16 protein-coding genes and 1 tRNA gene are annotated in these 20,569 nt (G+C 72.3%); 6 read left to right on the top strand and 11 right to left on the bottom strand.

From position 1 onward, the window contains the following. The first annotated feature begins 27 nt into the window (after window positions 1-27). The gene (locus OIE40_RS00515) at window positions 28-1,110 is read left to right on the top strand and encodes a DNA adenine methylase (protein WP_264698782.1); all 1,083 of its coding nucleotides are present in this window, start codon (window positions 28-30) and stop codon (window positions 1,108-1,110) included. A 3-nt stretch (window positions 1,111-1,113) separates the two neighbouring features. Continuing rightward, window positions 1,114-1,539, top strand: coding sequence for an MmcQ/YjbR family DNA-binding protein (locus tag OIE40_RS00510; RefSeq protein WP_264698781.1), 426 nt, complete (start codon window positions 1,114-1,116; stop codon window positions 1,537-1,539). Window positions 1,540-1,546: 7 nt separating this feature from the next. Here OIE40_RS00510 and poxB read toward each other — a convergent pair whose 3' ends face one another. Further along, a complete protein-coding gene (gene poxB / locus OIE40_RS00505) occupies window positions 1,547-3,268 on the bottom strand; it encodes a ubiquinone-dependent pyruvate dehydrogenase (protein WP_264698780.1) in 1,722 nt (573 codons plus the stop codon). Between the two features lie 306 nt (window positions 3,269-3,574). On the opposite strand from poxB, the gene cysE reads away from it, so the two are divergent. Both cysE and OIE40_RS00495 read left to right on the top strand, forming a co-directional pair. Next, entirely contained in the window at window positions 3,575-4,366 is a 792-nt protein-coding gene (cysE, locus tag OIE40_RS00500; protein ID WP_264698779.1) for a serine O-acetyltransferase, read from the top strand. 32 nt (window positions 4,367-4,398) lie between these two features. Beyond that, complete coding sequence (locus tag OIE40_RS00495) at window positions 4,399-5,361, top strand: zinc-binding dehydrogenase (protein ID WP_264698778.1); 963 nt, start codon at window positions 4,399-4,401, stop codon at window positions 5,359-5,361. Window positions 5,362-5,368: 7 nt separating this feature from the next. Here the strand turns inward: OIE40_RS00495 and OIE40_RS00490 are convergent. From OIE40_RS00490 to OIE40_RS00455, 8 genes are all read right to left on the bottom strand, one after another. Beyond that, window positions 5,369-5,444 (bottom strand) — tRNA-Thr (locus OIE40_RS00490). Window positions 5,445-5,604: 160 nt separating this feature from the next. After that, window positions 5,605-7,200, bottom strand: a complete 1,596-nt coding sequence (locus OIE40_RS00485; protein ID WP_264698777.1) for an alpha/beta hydrolase — start codon at window positions 7,198-7,200, stop codon at window positions 5,605-5,607. Window positions 7,201-7,250: 50 nt separating this feature from the next. Beyond that, window positions 7,251-8,024 carry a DoxX family protein gene (locus tag OIE40_RS00480; protein WP_264698776.1) on the bottom strand — a complete coding sequence of 258 codons (774 nt, stop codon included), beginning with the start codon at window positions 8,022-8,024 and terminating at the stop codon, window positions 7,251-7,253. A gap of 351 nt (window positions 8,025-8,375) precedes the next feature. Further along, on the bottom strand, window positions 8,376-9,515 hold the full coding sequence (locus OIE40_RS00475; protein ID WP_264698775.1) for a DNA polymerase III subunit delta': 1,140 nt from the start codon (window positions 9,513-9,515) through the stop codon (window positions 8,376-8,378). Continuing rightward, window positions 9,512-10,147 carry a dTMP kinase gene (tmk, locus tag OIE40_RS00470; protein WP_264698774.1) on the bottom strand — a complete coding sequence of 212 codons (636 nt, stop codon included), beginning with the start codon at window positions 10,145-10,147 and terminating at the stop codon, window positions 9,512-9,514. The genes OIE40_RS00475 and tmk overlap by 4 nt, the downstream gene beginning before the upstream one ends. Continuing rightward, the gene (locus OIE40_RS00465; RefSeq protein ID WP_264698773.1) at window positions 10,144-11,550 is read right to left on the bottom strand and encodes a hypothetical protein; all 1,407 of its coding nucleotides are present in this window, start codon (window positions 11,548-11,550) and stop codon (window positions 10,144-10,146) included. Before OIE40_RS00465 ends, tmk begins: the two co-directional genes overlap by 4 nt. A gap of 6 nt (window positions 11,551-11,556) precedes the next feature. Continuing rightward, window positions 11,557-14,244 (bottom strand): type I DNA topoisomerase, encoded by a 2,688-nt coding sequence (gene topA / locus OIE40_RS00460; protein ID WP_264698772.1) that lies wholly within the window; start codon window positions 14,242-14,244, stop codon window positions 11,557-11,559. Between the two features lie 114 nt (window positions 14,245-14,358). Further along, window positions 14,359-15,849 carry a methyltransferase gene (locus OIE40_RS00455; RefSeq protein WP_264698771.1) on the bottom strand — a complete coding sequence of 497 codons (1,491 nt, stop codon included), beginning with the start codon at window positions 15,847-15,849 and terminating at the stop codon, window positions 14,359-14,361. Window positions 15,850-15,918: 69 nt separating this feature from the next. On the opposite strand from OIE40_RS00455, the gene OIE40_RS00450 reads away from it, so the two are divergent. Together OIE40_RS00450 and OIE40_RS00445 are read left to right on the top strand one after the other, a co-directional pair. Then, window positions 15,919-17,433, top strand: a complete 1,515-nt coding sequence (locus OIE40_RS00450; protein WP_264698770.1) for an amidohydrolase — start codon at window positions 15,919-15,921, stop codon at window positions 17,431-17,433. Between the two features lie 55 nt (window positions 17,434-17,488). Continuing rightward, window positions 17,489-19,774, top strand: a complete 2,286-nt coding sequence (locus tag OIE40_RS00445) for a DEAD/DEAH box helicase (protein ID WP_264698769.1) — start codon at window positions 17,489-17,491, stop codon at window positions 19,772-19,774. On the opposite strand, the gene OIE40_RS00440 is transcribed toward OIE40_RS00445, so the two are convergent. Then, entirely contained in the window at window positions 19,744-20,118 is a 375-nt protein-coding gene (locus OIE40_RS00440; protein ID WP_264698768.1) for an Rv3654c family TadE-like protein, read from the bottom strand. The genes OIE40_RS00445 and OIE40_RS00440 overlap by 31 nt on opposite strands. A 1-nt stretch (window position 20,119) precedes the next feature. Continuing rightward, on the bottom strand, window positions 20,120-20,455 hold the full coding sequence (locus OIE40_RS00435) for a hypothetical protein (protein ID WP_264698767.1): 336 nt from the start codon (window positions 20,453-20,455) through the stop codon (window positions 20,120-20,122). Window positions 20,456-20,569 lie beyond the last annotated feature (114 nt).

Genomic DNA, 20,569 nt, shown 5'->3' with positions numbered 1-20,569 from the left:
CAGTCACCCCCGGGTTAGGGTGCGGAGGTGATCAAGTACCTCGGCTCGAAGCGCGCCCTGGTCGGGGTGCTCGGCGACCTGGCCGAGGGCTCCGGCGCCGAGACGGCCGTCGACCTGTTCACGGGCACCACCCGCGTCGCCCAGGAGTTCAAGCAGCGCGGGCTGGACGTCACCGCGGCCGACCTGGCCAGCTACAGCGAGGTGCTGGCGCAGTGCTACATCGCCACCGACGCCGACGCCGTCGACTCCGACCGGCTGGACGCCCTACTCGCCGAACTGGACGCCCTGCCCGGCGTCCGCGGCTACGTCACCGAGACCTTCTGCGAGCGGGCGCGGTTCTTCCAGCCGCCCAACGGAAGACGGATCGACGCGATCCGCGACCGGCTCGTCACCCTCGCCGACGACCCCCTCTACCCGGTACTGCTCACCTCGTTGATGGAGGCGGCGGACCGGGTCGATTCCACCACGGGGCAGCACATGGCCTACCTGAAGAGCTGGGCGCCCCGGTCGGCCAACCCGCTGCGGCTCCGGCGTCCGACGCTGATCGCCGGCACGGGCACGGCTGTGCGCGGCGACGCCCGCGACGTGGTGCGGGAGTTACCGGCGGCCGATCTGGTCTACCTCGACCCGCCCTACAACCAGCACCGCTACTTCACGAACTACCACATCTGGGAGACACTGGTCCGCTGGGACGCCCCCGAGCACTACGGCATCGCCTGCAAGCGGGCGGACGCCCGCAACGCAGCCCACGCCAGCCCGTTCAACTCGCGGCTGCGGATCGGCACCGCGCTGGCCGAGGTGATCGCGGCGGCCCGCGCCGAACTGCTCGTGGTGTCGTACAACGATGAGTCCTGGATCGCCCCCGAACAGATCATCGGCTGGCTGCGGGACGCCGGGCACGACAGCGTCGAACTGCTCGCCTTCGATTCGCGCCGCTACATCGGCGCACAGATCGGCATCCACAACCCGGCAGGGGTGAAGGTCGGCACCGTCTCCCACACCCGCAACACCGAGTTCGTCTTCGTCGCCGGCTCGCGCGAACGGGTGGAGGCGGCGCTGGGGGGCGTGCAGCGGCCCCGGCTGGACGCCGCCGACGAGGCGGCGTCCTGAGCCGTGGACGCCGATCGCGAGGCCACCGAGGCCGACATCCACGCCCTCGCGGCGGCGCTGCCGCACGTCACCGTGCACGACCCGGGCTCGCCGACCCCGGTCTACCAGGTCGGCGGCAAGTCCTTCGTGTTCTTCCGCACCCCCCGGCCGGACGCCTTCGACCCCGACACCGGCCGGCGCTTTCCCGACGTGGTGGTGTTCTGGGTGCCGGATTTCGCCGTCAAGGAAGCGTTGGTGCAGGACCGGTCGACGCCGTTCTTCACCACGCCGCACTTCGACGGACATCCGTCGGTGCTGCTGCGCCACAGCCGGGTCGGGGAACTCAGCCGTGGCGAACTCGCCGAGGTGATCGAGGACGCCTGGCTGACCCAGGCGTCCGCCCGCCGCGGCCGGCTCTACCTGGAGGGCACCGACCGGATCACCGACTGAGCCGGGCTCAGAACACCTGCCGCAGGTTCGCCTTGGTCAGGTCGAGCAACTCGTCGCCGCGCCCGGACAGCAGGGTCCGCATCGCGTACAGCGCGAATCCCTTGGCCTGGTCGGCCTTGATCGACGGCGGCAGGGTGAGTTCCTGCCGTTCGGTGACGATGTCGATCAGCGCCGGACCGTCGTGCGCGAACGCGTCGGCCAGCGCCTTGGGCAGGTCGTCGGAGTTCTCCACCCGGACGCCGTACAGTCCCGCCGCCCGGGCGAGCGCCGCGAGGTCTGGGTTGTGCAGTTCGGTGGTGTCGTTGACGAAGCCGGCCGCCTTCATCTCGAGCTCCACGAAGTTCAGCGAGGAGTTGTTGAACACCACCAGCTTCACCGGCAGCCGGTTCTGGGTGAGGGTGAGCAGTTCACCCAGCAGCATCTCGACGCCGCCGTCGCCGGACAGTGCGACCACCTGGCGTCCGGGCTGCGACGCGGCGGCACCCACCGCCTGTGGCAGCGCATTGGCCATCGAGCCGTGGATGAAGGAGCCGATCAGCCGCCGGCGTCCGTTCATCCGCAGGTAGCGGGCCGCCCACACCACCGGCGAGCCGACGTCGGGGATGAAGATCGCGTCGTCGGCGGCCGCCTCGTCGACCAGCTTGCCGACGTACTGCGGATGCAGCGGCTCGCCCGCGCCCCGCCGGGTGGCCAGGTCGTCGAGCTTGACCCGGGTCTTCGCGTAGTGCTCGAGGGCCTCGTCGAGATGCTTGCGCTTGTGCTGCCGCTTCAGCAGCGGCAGCAGCGCCTCGACGGTGTCGCCGACGTCGCCGACCAGGCCCAGGTCGAGCGGCACCCGCCGGCCCAGGTGCTCACCGCGCAGGTCGACCTGGATGATCGTCGCCTTCTCGGGCAGGAACGGCCGGTACGGGAAGTCGGTGCCCAGCATCAGCAGCGTGTCGCAGGTCTCCATCGCCTTGTAGCCGGACGCGAACCCGAGCAGGCCGGTCATGCCGACGTCGAAAGGGTTGTCGTGCTCGATGAACTGCTTGCTGCGCAGGGTGTGCACGATCGGCGCCGCGAGGGTGTCGGCGAGCTGGACCACCTGGTCGTGGGCACCCTCGACGCCGGCGCCGGCCAGGATCGTCACCTTGCGCGACCGGCCCAGCAGCTCGGCGGCGGCCTTGAGTTCGTCCTCGCCGGGCAGCACCCGTGGCCTCGACGCGCGGACGCCGGTGACCGTCTCGTCGTCGGCCTCGGCGAGGGCCACATCGCCGGGAATGACTACCACGCCGACGCCGCGTTGCGACACCGCGGCCTGCATGGCGGTGCGCAGGATGCGCGGCAGTTGCACCGGTGAGGCCGCGTACTCGACGTAGACCGAGCATTCCCGGAACAGTTCCTGCGGATGGGTCTCCTGGAAGTAGCCGCTGCCGATCTCGCTGGTGGGGATGTGGGCGGCGATGGCCAGCACCGGCACCCGCGAGCGCTGGGCGTCGAACAGTCCGTTGATCAGGTGCAGGTTGCCCGGCCCGCAACTGCCGACGCAGACCGCGAGTTCGCCGGTCAGGGCGGCTTCGCCGCTCGCGGCGAAGGCCGCGGCCTCCTCGTGGCGGACGTGCACCCACTCGATGCCCGACCCGCGCAGCGCGTCGGTGAACCCGTTCAGCGAGTCGCCCGGGATGCCGTACACCCGCTGCACGCCGCTCGCCGCGAGGGTGTCGACGATGTTCTTCGCCACGGTGACCATCGGTTTCTCCCGTCGTTGTCCACCGCCCGTTCTACCAGCCGCACCAGCACCCGGCATCGTCCCTTCGGGGTGGAAATAGGTTCCGCACTCGAGGCGTTGAGGCGACCAGAGGGTGATCCGGGGCTCGGCCGGGGCCGGGCTCCGCTGTTAGGTTGGCGCCATGCACATGAGAGTGACATCGCTCACCGCGCGCACCGTCCGCGCGCTGATGTGCATGTGTTGCTGTTGTCGCCTCGGCTGAGACCACTCACCGCGCCCGCGCGCACCCGACCAGCAACCATCTCTCACGCATCCGAAAGGCACGCCATGCCGCACGACGAAATCTGGCGCCGCATCCGTATCGAGGCCTCCGAGTCCGCCGAGGCGGAGCCGGCGCTGGCCAGCTACCTGCACACCGTCGTCCTCGCCCACGATCGGCTCGAGGACGCCCTGTCCTACATCCTGGCGTCCAAGCTGGGCAGCCCGACGATCACCTCGCTGACCCTGCGGGCGCTGATCGACGAGGCCTTCGACAACGACCGCAGCATCGGACTGGCGTTCCGCGAGGACCTGCGCGCCGTGCTCAGCCGCGACCCCGCCACCCGCGGCTACTCGGTGCCGCTGTTGTACTTCAAGGGCTTCCACGCCCTGCAGGCCTATCGGGTCGCGCACTACTACTGGGTGAAGGGACGCGCCCCGCTGGCGCTGTACCTGCAGAGCCAGATCTCCGAGATCTTCGCCGTCGACATCCATCCCGGGGCACGGATCGGCAAGGGCATCCTGTTCGACCACGCCACCTCGATCGTGATCGGCGAGACGGCGGTGATCGAGGACGACTTCTCGATGCTGCACGAGGTCACCCTGGGCGGCACCGGCAAGGTGGGCGGCGACCGGCACCCGAAGATCCGCCGAGGCGTGATGATCGGCGCCGGCGCGAAGGTGCTGGGCAACATCGAGATCGGCGAGGGCGCCAAGATCGGCGCCGGTTCGGTGGTTCTCGAGGACGTGCCGGCCTTCACCACGGTGGCGGGTGTCCCGGCCCGGCCGGTCAACTACCCCGCGCACGTCTTTCCCGAGGAGCTGGTCGACCCCGACCTCACCCTCGGCGATCGTGATTGAGCGGCCGGCCGCCGCGGGCATAGCCTGAAGGCATGCTTGCCGCCTACGTCGAATCCGCTGACCGCACCGAACCGCTCGCCGCCCTGAGAGTCGGTGAGCGACCAGAACCGCAGCCGGCCGAGGGCTGGGCGGTGGTCGAGGTCGAGGCCGCTTCGCTGAACCGGCACGACCTGTGGTCGCTGGCCGGTGTGGGACTGCCCGCCGAGCGGATGCCGATGATCCTGGGCACGGACGCCGCCGGTCGCGTCGGTGACCGGCCGGTGATCGTGCACGCGGTGATCGCGTCCGACGGCTGGAGCGGCGACGAGACCCTCGACCCGAAGCGCACCCTGCTGTCGGAGCTGCACCAGGGCACGATGGCGGGCTTCGTCACGGTGCCCGAACGCAATCTGGTCGACCGGCCCGACTGGCTGAGCGCCGAGCAGGCGTCCTGCCTGCCCACGGCGTGGCTGACCGCCTACCGGATGCTCACCCACGACTCGGGGCTCTCGGCCGGCGACACGGTGCTGATCCAGGGCGCCTCCGGCGGGGTGGCGTCGGCCGCGACGGTGCTGGCCGGCGCGCTCGGCTTGCGCGCCTGGGTGACCGGGTCGTCCGAGGCGAAGCGGGCTGCGGCGCTCGAGCGGGGCGCGGACGCCGCCTTCGAGCCGGGCACCCGGTTGCCCGAACGGGTGGACGCGGTGATCGAAACCGTCGGCGAGGCCACCTGGGCGCACTCGCTGCGCTCGCTGCGGCCGGGCGGCACGATCGTCTGCGCCGGCGCGACCAGCGGCTTCAACCCGCCCGCCGAGCTCAACCGGGTGTTCTTCCAACAGCTGCGGGTGATCGGCTCGACGATGGGCACCATCGAGGAGTTCGGTGGTTTGCTGGCGCTGCTGGAGCGCACCGGGGTGCGGCCCGTGATCGACCGGGTGCTGCCCCTGGCGGACGCCGCCGAGGGCTTCGCGGCGATGGCGCAGGGCACGCTGGACGGAAAGATCGTCATCCGGCCCTGACCGAGGGTGGAGCCGCCTTGGGGAGTCGAACCCCAGACCTATTCATTACGAGTGAATCGCTCTGCCAACTGAGCTAAGGCGGCCTGCCGGACGAACCGGCCGAGGACCAACTATAGGGCAGTGACCGCACCGCAGGCGATTCGTCGCCGGGTGCGAGGGGCGACCCGCACACGCTGCCGAGGTTGATCCAGATCGGGCACCGATGTCGGTGCCCTAAGTGGATCGACCCCCCGCGGGTGGCCGCTACTGGCAGGTGGTGCCGTCGGCGGGCACCGTCCCCTTGGTCAGGTAGGCGATGACCGCGTTGTCGATGCAGGTGGACTTGCCGCCGAACGTGCCGTGGCCCTCGCCCTCGTAGGTGAGCAGGACGCCGGACTCGAGCTGCTGCGCCATCGTGACCGCGTTCTGATAGGGCGTGGCCGGGTCGCCGGTCGCGCCGACCACCACGATGGGCGCGGCGCCCGACCCGGTCGGCTTGAACTGCGGGGAGCTGTGCACCGGCCACAGTGCGCAGGTGTACCCCGGGCCGAAGTACTTGCCGTAGATGGGCGCCTTGGCCTGGTCCTCGACCCACTTCTTCTCGGCGTCCACGACGCCGTCATCGGTCGAGTCGGCGCAGCCGATCGCCGGGAACGAGTAGAACAGGGAGCCGTAGCTGCCGTCGTCGCTGCGGTCGTTGAGCCCGTCGGAGGACTTCAGCAGTGCCTGGCCGTCGCCGTCGAGCGCGGCGCGCAGGTCCTTGGCCAGCACCTGCCAGGCGGGGATGCCGCCGTACATGTAGGCGGCGATGCCGGTCGCGGCCAGCGTCTGGGTGAGGGTGCGGTCGCCCACCTCGAGCGGGCGGGCGTCCAGCTTGTCGAGGAAGTCGGTGAGGGTCGTCAGCACGGCTTCCTTGCTGTCGCCCAGGTCGCAGCTGTGCTCGGCGCACCAACTGGCGAAGTTGCCCAGCGCGAGGTCGAAGCCCATCGCCTGAATGACCGACTCGTCGTCGGTGATGTCGACCGCGGCGTCCAGCACCAGCCGGCCCACCCGCTGCGGGAACAGGTCGGCGTAGAACGAGCCGATCTGGGTGCCGTAGGAGTAGCCCAGGTAGGACAGCTTCTCGTCGCCCACCAGGTCGCGCAGCAGGTCGAGGTCGCGGACGGTGTCGATGGTCGAGATGTGGTTGAGCAGCTCGCCGCTGTTCTCCCAGCACGACTTGCCGAACTCGTAGGTGCCGGCGATCAGCGCGTTGGTCTCGGCCTCTTCATCGGGTGAGGCGTCCAGCTGGTTGAACGCGTCGGTCGCCTCATCGTCGAAGCACTTCACCGGGGTGGAGGCGTTGGTGCCGCGCGGATCCCAGCCGACGATGTCGTACTGCTCGAGGCCCTTGGAGGCGAAATAGGTGACCAGGTTGCGGCCGGACGCCCCGGGCCCGCCCGGGTTGACGAACAGCGTGCCGAGCTTGGGCGACTTCGTTGCCTCCTTCTTGGCCAGCGCCAGCGTGATCGCCTGATCGGACGGGTTGGCGTAGTCGAGCGGCGCCAGCACCGAGGCGCACGTGTACTCGCCGCCGCAGGTGCGCCAGTCGACGTCCTGCCCGAGATAGCCGGAAAGGCCCTCGCCGGACGGGGCGTCCTCGAAGCCGTCGGGCGTGGCCGAGGACTTCTCGAAGCGGGGCCGGTCCACCTGCAGCGCCGGGGTCTGCGAGATGCCGATCACCTCACCGGCGGGCGTCGCGGACGCCGTGGATGTCGTTGCCGGGCTGGAAGCGGACGGTGAGGGCACCTCGCCCGGGGTGCACGCGCTCAGGGTGAGCAGCGCAACAGCGCCGGCGGCCCAGCGAGGAAGAGAGTGCACGCGCACAATCTAGCCAACCTCGCCAATGCCGCCGGCGCTGCCGTCGGGTCTCATTCGGCCTGGTCGGCCAGCCGATCCTTCTCGCGGCTCTTGCGGAAGCTGCGATCGAGGCTGAAGCCGCCCGCGCCGATGCACAGGAACACCAGGCCGACGCCGGCCAGCAGCAACTCGAGCTCGCCGATGAAGCCGGACTGGCCGGTCACGAACGGGCTCCAGTTGCCCCACAACACGAACACCAGGGCTCCGGCGGTGATCAGCGTCACGCCCAGCCCCGCCAGCCGGGTGAGCAGACCGAACACCAGCGCCACCGCGATCGCCAGGGCGGCGACGCCGGTGACCAGGGCCATGATCTTCGGCTCGGGAATGATGGTGGTCGCGAACTTCGCCTCGGCCGCGGGCAGGTTGGTCACGATCTCCAGGCCGCGCACGGCCATGATCGCCGCCACCACCAGGCGCAGCAGGAACAGCGAAACCGACCCCAGGAAGCCGTCGGTGGTGCGCTTGGTGAGCACCACCGGTTCGGGCACGGGCGCCACGCCCGCGTCCGGTGCGGCCAGGGCAGCCTCACGCGCCTCGCGCCGGGCGGCCCGCTCGGCGGCGAGCTTGCGCTGTTCGGCGGTCGTCTCTGCCTCGGCCTCGTCGTCGATCAAATGCAGGTTGCCCGTATCGTCGCTGACCCGGAAGATCGAGTCGTCGGCGGGGCGGTAGTCGTTGGACGCCGGGTCGAAGTCGGTGGCCGACTGGGCGCGGTCGCGACCGTCATCGAGCTGTTCGCTGCCGTGCTGTGGCGCGAACGGGGAAGTCTGCTCGTGAACCGTGGTCATGTTCCTCCATCCACAGGGTGGCTTCTATCGTGCCTGCCGCCGCTGCCGGCACGGACGACCGACACTCCAGGGCGGGCGGATTGACAGGAGGTCGCGATACTCACCGCGTCGCGTGTGGGCCGGCGTGCCCGGCCGATCTCGACATCACCGATGACTTTCGGGTTGGGCCGATGATCTCGCGTTACAACACGAAAGTGTCGGGCGTTGGCGAAAGCAGGCGCCGATGTCGAGATCGGCCGAGCCCGGGACAGCCGGCGGGAGGCCGCAGGTCCGGGATCACCACCCGACCGTCAGGGGCGTCCGGCGACCGCCACCCGACCGTCAGGGGCGTCCGGGATCGCCACCCGACCGTCAGGGGCGTCCGGCGACCGCCACCATGAGGGACTCCATCGCCAGCAGCGGGGCCACATTGCCCTCGAGGGCCTCGCGGCAGGCCAGGATGGCGTCGATCCGGCGCAGCGTGGCCTCGGGCTGGTCGCGCTTGGCCATCGCCTCGAGCTCGGGACGCAGCTCGGCGTTGATCAGGTCGGTGGACGTCGTGGTCTGCAGCAGCAGCACGTCGCGGTAGTAGGTGGTGAGCTCGGTCAGCACCCGGTCGAGGGCGTCGCGCTGCAACCGCTTGGCGCGCGCCTTCTGCTGCTCCTCCAGTTCGCGCAGGGCAGCCTGGGCGTTGCGCGGGCGTGCCCCCTTGGCCCCGAAGCCGAGCGCGTCGGAGAGCTCGGCCTTCTCGCGTGCGTCGACGTCGGCGGTACTGGCCGCCGCCTCCTCGCCCGAGGCCTCGACCAGGTTGGCGGCGGCGGTCAGGCAGTCGGGCAGCGACGCCAGCCGGCTGGGCAGCTTCAGCAGCTCGGCCCGGCGGATCCGGGCCGCCTCGTTGCGGGCCAGCATGCGTGCCCGGCCGATGTGGCCCTGCGCCACCCGGGCCGCGTACGAGGCCAGTTCGGCGGGGACGCCGTCGCGACGCACCAGCAGGTCGGCGACCGCCCGGGTGGACGGCGTGGCCAGCTCGAGCCGGCGGCAGCGGGAGCGGATAGTCACCACCACGTCGTCCGGCGTGGGCGCACACAGCAGCCACACCGTCCGGGGGGCGGGCTCCTCGATGCTCTTGAGCAGGGCGTCCGCACCGCGCTCGGTGACCCGGTCGGCGTCCTCGACGACCAGCACCTGGTAGCGGCCCAGGGTCGGGGACATGGCGGCGCGCCGGACGAGCTCGCGGACCTCGTCGACACCGATCGACAACTGCTCGGTGCGCACCAGCGTGACGTCGGGGTGTGCCCCGGACAGCGCGGTGCGGCAGGCGGTGCATTCGCCGCAGCCGCCGCGCTCGCACTGCAGCGCGGCCGCGAACGACCGGGCCGCGTTCGACCGGCCGGAACCGGGCGGCCCGGTGATCAACCAGGCGTGCGTCATCGCGTGCTGGCCCCCCTCGACGGCCCGGCGCAGCACCTCGACCGCGGCGTCCTGCCCGACCAAATCGGCCCACACCGTCATGGCTCGATCCTGCCAGCCACCTCCGACAGCACCTGCTCCACCCGCTCGCGCACCCGGGCCGCGAGTTCGCGGCGCGGTTCGCGCGCCGGCAGCACCAGGTAGCGGTCCGGTTCGGCCGCCGCCAGCTCAAGGAACAGCAGACGCGCGCGCTGGTGGAAGTCGGCCCCCGCCCCTTCGAGACGGTCGGGCTCGGCGATGGTGCCGACCGCCCGCTCGGTGTCCAGGTCGAGCAGCACGGTCAGGTCGGGCAGCAGCCCGTCGGTGGCCCAGCGGGCCACCGAGGTCACCTCGTCGAGGTCGAGCACCCGGCCCGCGCCCTGGTAGGCGAGCATTGAGTCCACGTAGCGGTCACAGATCACCAGCTCGCCGCGGCGCAGTGCCGGGCGCACCACAGCGTGCAGGTGATGGGCCTTGTCGGCGGCGTACAGCAGGGCCTCGGCCCGCGGCGCCAGGTCACCGGTGGCCGGGTCGAGGACGATCCGGCGGATCGCCTGGCCGGCGGCGGTGTCGCCGGGCTCGAAGGTCACGGTGGCGGCGATCCCGTTCTCGCGTGCCCACTGCGCCAGCAGCCGGACCTGGGTGGACTTGCCCACCCCGTCGCCGCCCTCGAAAGCCACGAAGGCGCCCGTCACGACTGCTCCCCCAGCTGGGACGGCCCGGTCGCGTCACCGGCCTGGTGCGGCACCCGGGGCCGGATCACCCGCGTCCGTAGTCCCTCCCACAGCTGCGGCCAGTCCCGGACGAAGGCCTCGCGGGCGTAGTCGACCCGCAGCATCGCCCGCTCGTAGGCCCGGCCCGCCTCGAACACCTCCGCGGGGGTCAACTCGTGCAGGTCGGTCATCTCCCCGGCGTTCGCCCGGACGGTCGGAGCAAGTGCCGCGGTCACGCCGTCCAACTGCTTGCGCAGTTGTTTGGCCGGCTTGCCGAACACGTCCCTGGCCAGCGCGCTCAGGGCGGACGCCCGCCCCGCGACGACGTGGGCGCGCGCCCAGCGCTCGTCGTCGGTGTACGCCTCGAGGGTGCGGCACTGGTCGCGCAGGGTCTGCACCACTGCCTCCAGTTCCTGGGCCAGCACCGGGCCGGTGATCCGGCCCTTCACATACGGCAGCGGCGGGGTGGTGCTGCCCTGCGCCAGCACGTCGAGGATGCGCAGCCAGCGCTCGGTGTGCTGCAGCGGACGCTCGGTGTCGGCCAACGCCGCGTCGATCAGCCGCTCGCCGTACCGCACCCACGAGGGCTCCAGCAGCGTCTCCAGACCGTCCAGCTCCTGGCGCAGCGTCTCCAGGTGGCGCCGCAAGGCGGCCTGGTGGTCGCGCCGGGCGACCGGGTCGTCGGCGCTGGTCCGGGCCGCCAGATCGTCGGCCAGCAGCCCCCGCCAGCGGGATTCCAGCTGCGCGCTGACGAAATCCTCGATCGGGGCGCGGGCCGACAGCCGGCTCCGTCGCCGGCTGTGGTGGGCGAGCCCGAGCCGGCCGGCGATGCTGTCGAAGGCCTCCACCTGCCGCGCGCCCGCGGCGGCGAAGGCCGCCTGCACGGCCTGCCGCTGCGGCGCGGTGAGCGGTGCCGAGGTGCGCATGGTCACGTTGCGGAAGGCGCACAACCCGCCGCCGTGGTGCGAGACCCGGACTCGTTGGTCGGTCAGCTCACCGAACGTGCCGCCGGCGGCGTCGGTCAACGTGTACCGGCGATGGCTGGTCACCACCTTCAGCTTGGGGCCGAGGATGCCGCCACGGCGGAACGGCACCAGCAGGTCGGCCAGCCGGGTGGGCAGCTCGTCCTCGGCGTCGGTGCGCAACTCCGCCGGCAGCACCGGCTCCCAGCCGGGCGCCAGCAGCACCCACTGGCCGGTCTCGACCGTGCGGGACAGTTCGATCCCCCAGTCCAGCAGCCGGTGGTCGGCGGTGTCGACCACGGTTGCCGTCGACTCCGTCGGCGGGCGCCCGACCAGCCGGTGGATGCCGGTGGCCTGGCCGGTCAGGTTGGCGACTGCGCCGTCGACCGCCAGGTCGAAGCGCAACACGTCGCCGCCGGACATCGTGGATCAGCCGCGCTTGGCGGGGGCGCGCTTGGCGCCGGCCTTGGTCGTCCGCCTCGTCGTGCGCTTCTTCGGCGCCGGCCCCTTGGCCCGCTTCTCGGCGAGCAGTTCCGCGGCGCGTTCGGCGGTGATGGCCTCCACCGAGTCGTCCTTGCGCAGGGTGGCGTTGATCTCACCGTCGGTGACGTAGGCGCCGAACCGGCCGTCCTTGATCACCATCGGCTTGCCCGACACCGGATCGTCGCCGAGTTCCTTGAGCGGGGCGGCGGCGGCCCGGGCCCGGCCCCGGGTCTTCGGCTGGGCGTAGATCTCCTCGGCCTCGGCCAGGGTGATACCGAAGATCTGTTCCTCGGCGGTGAGCGAACGCGAATCGGTGCCCTTCTTCAGGTAAGGCCCGTAGCGTCCGTTCTGGGCGGTGATCTCGACCCCGTCGGACGCCGTCCCGACGACCCGGGGCAGGCTCATCAGCCGCAGCGCGTCGTCCAGGGTGACCGTGTCCAGGCTCATCGAGGCGAACAGCGACCCGGTGCGCGGCTTGGCCGACTTGGGGGCGTCCTCGGGCAGCACCTCGGTGACGTAGGGGCCGTAGCGTCCCGACTTGGCCACCACGCGGTTGCCGGTGTCGGGGTCGACGCCCAGCTCGCGCTCCTCGCCGGCGGGCTGCTCCAGCAGCTGGGTGGCCAGTTCGATCGTCAGTTCGTCGGGCGGCAACTCCTCGGGGACGTTGGCGCGCCGTCCGTCGGCGTCCTCGACGTAGGTGCCGTAGCGTCCCACCCGCACCGCGATGCCGGAATCGCCCAATGGATAAGTGGACAGCTCGCGAGCGTCGATCTCACCGAGTTCGTTGACCAGCGTGTTCAGGCCCTCGTGGGTGGCCCCGTCCGGGCCGAAATAGAAATCGTTGAGCACCTGCAGCCGCGCCGCCTCACCCTTGGCGATCTCGTCCAGGGTGTCCTCGAGTTCGGCGGTGAAGGCGTAGTCGACCAGCTTGGGGAAGTGCTCCTCGAGAAGCCGGGTGACGGCGAACGCGAGCCAGGTCGGCACCAGCGCCGAGCCCTTCTTGAACACGTAGTCGCGACTGGTGATGGTGCGGATGATCGAGGCGTAGGTGGAGGGCCGGCCGATCTCCAGTTCCTCCAGCTTCGCCACCAGCGACGGCTCGGTGTAGCGCGCCGGCGGCCGGGTGTCGTGGCCGGCGGCAGTCAGTTCGTCGGCGGTCAGCGCCGCCCCGGCGACGAGCTGCGGCAGCCGTGCCTGGGCGTCGTCGGAGGTCTCGTCGTCGTCGACGCCGACCACGTACGCCTTCAGGAAGCCCGGGAAGGTGATGGTGCGACCGGAGGCGCTGAACGTGCACCGGCCGGTCTCGGTGACCTCGCCGGTGGTGGCGTCGGTGACGCCGATACGCTCGGGCAGCGTGGCGCCGATCCGGATGCTGACCGACTCGCCCACGGCGTCCTTCATCTGCGAGGCCAGGGTTCGCTTCCAGACCAGTTCGTACAGTCGCAGCGCGTCCCCGACCAGGCCGGTCTCCTTCGGCGCGGCGAACGTCTCGCCGGCGGGGCGGATCGCCTCGTGCGCCTCCTGCGCGTTCTTCACCTTCGAGGTGTAGACCCGCGGCTTGTCCGGCAGGTACTGGCCGCCGAACAGCTTCTTCACCTGGGAACGGGCCGCGTCGATGGCGGTCTGGGAGAGCTGGATCGAGTCGGTCCGCATATAGGTGATGAAGCCGCGCTCGTACAGGTCCTGGGCGACGCGCATCGTCCGCTCGGCGGTGAAGCCCAGCTTGCGCCCGGCGTCCTGCTGCAGGGTGGTGGTCCGGAACGGTGCGTACGGACGCCGGGTGTACGGCTTGGCCTCGACCGAGACGACGGCGTAGCTGGCGGCCCGCAACGCCTCGGCCAGCGACTCGGCCTGCGGCAGCGACAGGTGCAGCAGCCCCTTGCCGGTCAGCCGGCCCTGGGGGTCGAAGTCGCGGCCGGTGGCGACCCGCAGGTCGCTGACGTTGGTAAGGGTGGCGCCGAAGGTGCGCGGGTCGGCGTTCTCGCCCGCGTTCAGCACCGCCTCGATGCCGGCGTAGCTGGCCGCCCGGAAGGCCATCCGCTCGCGCTCACGGTCGACGACGAGCCGGGTGGCGACGGACTGGACGCGGCCCGCCGACAGCCGCGGCATCACCTTCTTCCACAGCACCGGCGACACCTCGTAGCCGTACAGCCGGTCGAGGATGCGTCGGGTCTCCTGCGCGTCGACCAGGTCGGTGTTGAGCTCGCGCGGGTTGGCGACGGCGTCCGCGATCGCCTGCGGGGTGATCTCGTGGAAGACCATCCGGCGTACCGGCACCTTCGGCTTCAGCTGCTGCAGCAGATGCCACGCGATGGCCTCACCCTCGCGGTCCTCGTCGGTGGCGAGCAGGAGTTCGTCGGCGGTGGCGAGCTTTGCCTTCAGGTCGCGGATGGTGCTCTTCTTGTCGGCCTGCACCACGTACAGCGGTTCGAAGTCGTTGTCGACGTTGACGCCGGTGCGCGCCCACTTCTCACCCTTGTACTTGGCGGGCACCTCCGACGCGCCGGTCGGCAGGTCGGCGACGTGACCGCGGCTCGACTCGACGACGTAGCCGGTGCCGAGGAAACTTGCGATCTTGGTCGCCTTGGCCGGTGACTCGACGATCACCAGCGCCTTCTTGCCTGCTGTTGCCACGGGGTTCTTTCCTGCTGGGGTTGTCGGCCGATGAGGCCTCAGGAGCGAATGGTAGCCACAAAGATCGACGGCTCAACCATCGGCCGGCCCGCCGCGTGGCCCCTCGGTGGCCGCTCAGCGGGCGACCAGGTGCAGGAAACCGTCCTCGATCAGCGGCCGCAGCCGGGGCAGCAGGTCGCCGCGCAGAGCGGCCTCGTCGGAGTCGAGCAGGTCGGCGACGGCGTCGATCAGCAGGCCCAGTGGCAGCTCCCCGTCACAGGCGCCGGTCACCGCCGCCAGCGCGGTGTCGACCTCCACGGCACGGCCGAAGCCGGCCGGCCGCCGGTACACGATGTGTTCGGGGTCCTCGGCGCCGGGGCGTCCCAGCGACTCGGAGGCGACCGCCCCGTCGAGGGTGAGGGTGGCGGCCAGCAGGTCGGCGTCCGGCAGCCGGGCCGCGCGGGCGGCGTCCGGGAACGCGGCGAAGGCGTCCCCGATTCCGGGATGGGTGCGGTGCGGCCAGTCGTCGAAACGCAGCACCGGCTGGTCGGCGTCGTTGCGGTACAGCGTGAGCCAGCCCAGGCCGACTCCGACGATGCCGAGGGAGTCGAAGTAGTCGACCCATTCGGCGTAGCGGCTGCGGTACTCGTCGGTGCCGACCAGGCCGGCGTCGGTCAGCCACAGCTCGATGTACTCGTAGGGGTCGAGGAGTTCGCGCTGCAGCACCAGCGCGTCGCAGCCGGTCGGATCGATCCAGCCGGCCAGCCGCTCCTGCCACGGTTGGTCGGCGGTGATCGCCCAGTTGCCGAGCACCTGCAGCGCCCCGCCGGGCCTGAGCCGGGCCGGCGCGCCGGTGACGACGGCCCGGACCAACCCGTCGGCGGTGAACGAGCCTTCGCGGTAGACCAGCCGCGAGGCGTCCGGCGGCGACATGACGTAGGGCGGGTTGCTGACGATCAGGTCGAAGCTGTCGGCCTCGACCGGTTCGTACAGCGAGCCCTGCCGGATGTCCACGTCGAGGGCGTTGAGAGCGGCGGTCAGCGCGGTCATCGCGCAGGCCCGCGGGTTGAGGTCGGTCGCGACCACCTCGGCGGCGTGGGTGGCCAGGTGCATGGCCTGGACGCCGCCGCCGCATCCCAGGTCGAGTGCCGTGCCGACCGGCGCCGGCATGGTCAACTGGGCCAGCGTGACCGAGGCCGGGGAGAGGCCGAGCACGAAGTCGTCGCGGACGGGGCCGATCCGCCCGTCCAGGGTGGGGGTGAGGTCGGAGGCGAGCCAGCCGTCGTGCTCGCCGGCGGTGTCGCTGAACGCGTACGGCCGGATCTCGATGGCCGCCCGCAGGGTGTCCGGACCGTCACCGGGCCGCAGGATGGGCTCGAGCGGCTCCAGGTCGCCGAGGGCGGCGGCCAGCGCCGCGGCCGGGACGTCCTGCTGCAGAGCGAAGGCGCGGATCAGGGTGGCCTGTGGGTCGCCGGCGCCGGCCAGCGCCCGGGCGGCGGGGATCGTCGCGTTGCGCGCCAACCCCTCCAGCCCGGCCGTGCCGAGGCGCTCGGAGACCGGATCGAATGCGTAGCCGGCGGCGCGCAGCCGATCGGCCAGGTGACGGGCGGTGGAGGCGGGGAGCACCGTTGCAGCCTGCCACACCCCGCGGGACGCAGCCCCGACGCCGCCGTGCGTCGCACTACCCTGCTGCGCGTGAGCGGGTCGGTGCTGGTGCGCGGCGTGCGGGTGGTCGACCTGGACGGCGACGGCCCGGCCGCGCCCGCGGACCTGCTGATCGCGGACGGGGTGGTCGCCGCGGTCGGCGCCGGCGACACGGACCCGCTGCCGCCGCGGCCCGGCGTGTCGGAGATCGACGGCGCCGGGCGCTGGGCAATTCCCGGGCTGTGGGACGCCCACGTGCACGCCACCCAGTGGGTGCGGACGGCGCGCATGGTGCAGCTGGACGGCACCGACGGGCCCGGTGCGGTGCTGGAGCTGCTGGCGGGGGCGTTGCGGCGTCCGGGCGGCACGGTGTTCGGGTTCGGGTTCCGCTCGGCGGGTTGGGCCAGGCAACCGACGGTGGCCGAACTGGACGCCGTCAGCGGGGGCCGCCCGGTGGTGCTGATCTCGGGTGACGCCCACAACGGCTGGCTGAACTCGGCGGCACTGGCGCTGCTGGGCGCCCCGGCACGTGACGAGGTGGTGACCGAGCAGGAATGGTTCGCCCTGCTGCGCCGGATCGACGAGTTGCCGGGCAGCGCACCCGAGCCGGCCGACTTCGCCGAGCCGGTTTCCCGGCTGGCGGCCCGAGGTATCACCGGGCTGGTCGATTTCGAGTTCGCCGACAGCTTCGTCGACTGGCCCCGCCGGCTCGCGGCCGGGGTCGGGCCGGTACGGGTCCGCTGCGCCGTCTACCCCCACCAGTTGGGGCGGGTGCTGGCGGCGGGGCTGCGCACCGGCGACGCGCTGCCGGGCGGCGACGCGCTGGCGGTGATGGGCGCGCTGAAGATCATCTCCGACGGCTCGCTGGGCAGCCGGACCGCGTCGACGTTCGCGCCCTACAGCGACGGGCCGGCCACCCCCGACCATCCGTGCGGACAGGCCAACTACAGCCCGGACGAACTCGCGGACCTCGTCCGGCGGGCCACCGGGGCGGGGCTCGAGGTCGCCCTGCACGCCATCGGCGACCGGGCCAACACCGCCGCGGTGGACGCCTTCGCCGCGGCCGGTGGCCGTGGGTCGGTGGAGCACGCCCAGCTGATCGACCAGCCGACCGTGCGCCGGCTGGCCGCCCTGGGGCTGACCGCCAGCGTGCAGCCCGCACACCTGCTCGACGACCGTGACCTGACCGAGGGTGTCTGGGGGTCTGAACGGGCGGCCCGGTGCTTCCCGTTGCGATCGATGCTGGACTCCGGCGTTCGGCTGGCGCTGGGCTCCGACGCGCCGGTGGCACCGCTCGACCCGTGGCTGGCGATGGCCTGTGCCGTCCATCGCAGCGGCGACGAGCGCCCTGGCTGGCACGCGGAGCAGTCACTGACCGCGCGGGAGGCCCTCGCTGCGTCGGTGGACGGACGCCGGCTGCGACCGGGCGAGCCGGGCGACCTGGTGCTGCTGGACGCCGACCCGCTCGCGCCCGCCCCGGACCCGGCCGCCGCGGCGGCGGCGCTGCGAGCGATGCCGGTCGCGCTGACCGTGTGCGCAGGAACGGTGACCCACCGGGCGCTGTGACCCCGCGGGACACGTCATGGGCGACTCCGTCGGCGGATCGTGGCACCCTGTGGGCATGGCGATACCGGGGTGGATCGAGGGCCGCGAGCAGGTGCGGCACGTCCACCGGCGTCCGGCCCGCCCGGGACTCACCGCCGCCTTTCCCGACTGGGTCTCGGAGCCGGTACGGCAGGTGCTGGCCGGCCAGGGGGTCGCGACCCTGTGGCAGCACCAGCAACTCGCGGCCGACGCCGCCTTCGCCGGCCGCCATGTCGCGCTCAGCACCTCGACCGGCTCGGGCAAGTCGCTGGCCTATCTGCTGCCGATCGTGGCGGCCACCGCGGAGGGCGCCATCGGCCGCGACTGCGGCGCGCACCGCTGGTCGAGCGCGGCCCGCGCCCACACCGCGCTGTACCTCGCGCCGACCAAGGCCCTGGCCCACGACCAGGCCCGGCGGGTCACCGGCCTGGGCGGCGCGTCGTGGCGGGTATCGACCCTCGACGGCGACTCCGACGCCGAGGAGCGCCGCTTCGCCCGCGACTTCGCCACCTTCGTGCTGACCAACCCCGACATGCTGCACCGCTCGGTACTGCCCGGCCACGAACGGTGGCAGGGGCTGTTGCGTTCGCTGCGCTACGTCGTGGTCGACGAGGCGCACCGCTACCGCGGCGTGTTCGGCGCACACGTAGCGAACGTGCTGCGCCGGCTGCGGCGGATCTGCCGGCACTACGGCGCCGACCCCGTCTTCATCTCGGCGTCGGGCACCATCGCCGACCCGGCGCAGCACCTGCACCGGCTGGCCGGCGTCACCGAGGTGCTCGCCGTCGACACCGACACCTGCAGTCGGTCGGCCCTCGATTTCGTGCTCTGGCAGGGCGAGGAGGACGCCCATCGTGAGGGGGCGGGCATGCTGGCCCGGCTGGTCGATTCCGGCGAGCAGGCGCTGGCCTTCACCAGTTCGAGGGTGCAGGCCGAACTGGTGGCCGAGCGGGCCCGCCGGCTCTGCCTGGTGCCCGACGACATCGCGTCGTACCGTGCCGGCTACCTGGCCGCCGACCGGCGCGAGCTCGAGGACGGCCTGTCGTCGGGCCGGCTGCGCGGTGTTGCCTGCACCAACGCCCTGGAGTTGGGTGTCGACCTGACCGGCATGGACGCGGTGCTCACCATCGGCTACCCGGGCTCGCTCGCAGCGCTGTGGCAGCAGGCGGGACGTGCCGGCCGCGACGGCCGGGACGCCCTCGCGGTGCTGATCGCCCGGCCCGAGCCGCTGGACAGCTGGCTGTGCGACCATCCCGAGGCCCTGTTCGACGCCCCGATCGAGGCCACCGTGCTGCACCACGACCAGCCCGCCGTGCTCGGTGCGCACCTGGCGGCCGCCGCGCAGGAGTTGCCCGTCCGGGCCGCCGATGAGGAGTTCTTCGGCGACGGCATGACCGCCCTGCTGGAGCGACTGACGGCCGGCGGCGTGCTGCGCCGGCGCGGCGCCGCCTGGTACTGGACGGCGCCCACCCGAGCCGTCGACCGGATCGACCTGCGCTCGATCGCGGGAACCGGCGTCGAGATCATCCAGGCCGACACAGGACGGGTGATCGGCCAGGTGGACGCCGCCGCAGCGGATCGGACCGTGCACACCGGCGCGGTCTACCTGCACCAGGGCGAGCAGTGGCTGGTCGAGGACTATGACCTGGACGCCGGGGTGGCGCTGTGCCGCGCCCTGCGGGCCGAATGGTTCACCCAGGCGCTGTCGCAGGCGTCCGCGCGGGTGGTCTCGACCGACCGGCGACGCCCACTCGGCCAGGGGTCGCTGTTCGCCGGCACGATCGAACTGACCAGCCAGGTGACCGGCTATCTGCGGCGGGACGCCGCCACCGGCACCGTCTGGGATTCCACTCCCCTGGAGCTGCCGGCACGCACCTTTCGGACCCGGGCGCTGTGGTGGACCCTGCCGGACGCCTGCGACCTCGACGAGCGCACGCTGGCAGGTGGCCTGCACGCCGCTGAACACGCCGCGATCGGGCTGCTGCCCGGCTTCACGCCCTGCGACCACGGCGACGTGGGCGGGCTGTCCATCACCCACCATGCCGACACCGGCGCGCCGACCGTGTTCGTCCACGACGGCCTGCCCGGTGGCTCGGGTTTCGCCGACCAAGCCTTCGAGTTGGCCCAGCCCTGGCTGGCGGCCACCGCCCAGCTGCTCGCCCGCTGCGGGTGTGAGAAGGGCTGCCCGCGGTGCGTGGTGTCGCCCCGGTGCGGTTCGGGCAACACCCCGCTCGACAGGCTCGCCGCCCTGCGCGTGTTCGACGCCCTCGCGGTGACGAACGCCCGCCCCGTTCACGGCACGCCCGCCACATTGCCCGCGTAGGCGGTGGCCGTCACCGTCGCCGGCAGGCCGGGCATCAGCCACCCCACCGCCCGGACGACCCGTACCTCGACCACGTAGTCGAACTGGTCGCCGGTCACCTCGCAGGCCGCCACGTCGACGTCGTTGCGGCCGGCCAGGCGACGCGCCTGCGAGCAGGCGTCCCCGCCCTGAGCGTGGGCCTGCGCCCCCGACACGGCGACCAGGTCGGCGGCCTGCCGGACCGAACGCGACGCCGCCGCGTAACTCAGGCCCAGCCCGCCCACCGCGGCGAGCGTCACCAGGACCAGCACCGTCGCGATGGCCAGCACCGACCCGACACCCGCCTCGGAATGGTCGCGGCCCATCTCAACGACCCTCCCTGGCGACCACCGCGCGTGCCGTCAGTGGCAGCGCCGGGATCACCCCGGCCCACGGCCGCGCCGCCAGCTCGACGTCGACCACCAGGTCGTCGCCGCTGTCGCTGACCCGCACCCGGGTGCCGGCCGGCGCGTCGGCGACCACCCGTTCGGCGGCCGCCACATCGCCCCGGGCCCGCTGCCGGGCCACCTCGCCGGCCACGGCCTGCAACTGGCCCAGCTGCACCACGATCGCGATCAGGTAGCACAGGCCGATCGCCACCACCGCTGAGAACAGCACGCCGAAGGCGACCTCGACGCTCACCATGCCCCGTTCGTCCCGCATAGGACACCTCCTGCATCCCCCGCGGGGGGGGCCCCCAGGGGCCCCCCCCCCCCCCCCCCCCCCCAGGCCCCGAAGCGAACGAGCCCAGCGACGGCCCGGCCCCCCAACGGGGGG

The organism is Micropruina sonneratiae, assembly GCF_025972045.1.
Taxonomy (GTDB): Bacteria; Actinomycetota; Actinomycetes; order Propionibacteriales; family Propionibacteriaceae; genus Micropruina; species Micropruina sonneratiae.
The sequence above is the reverse complement of the archived record's forward strand: the minus strand, read 5'-3'. Positions and strand labels throughout refer to the sequence as shown.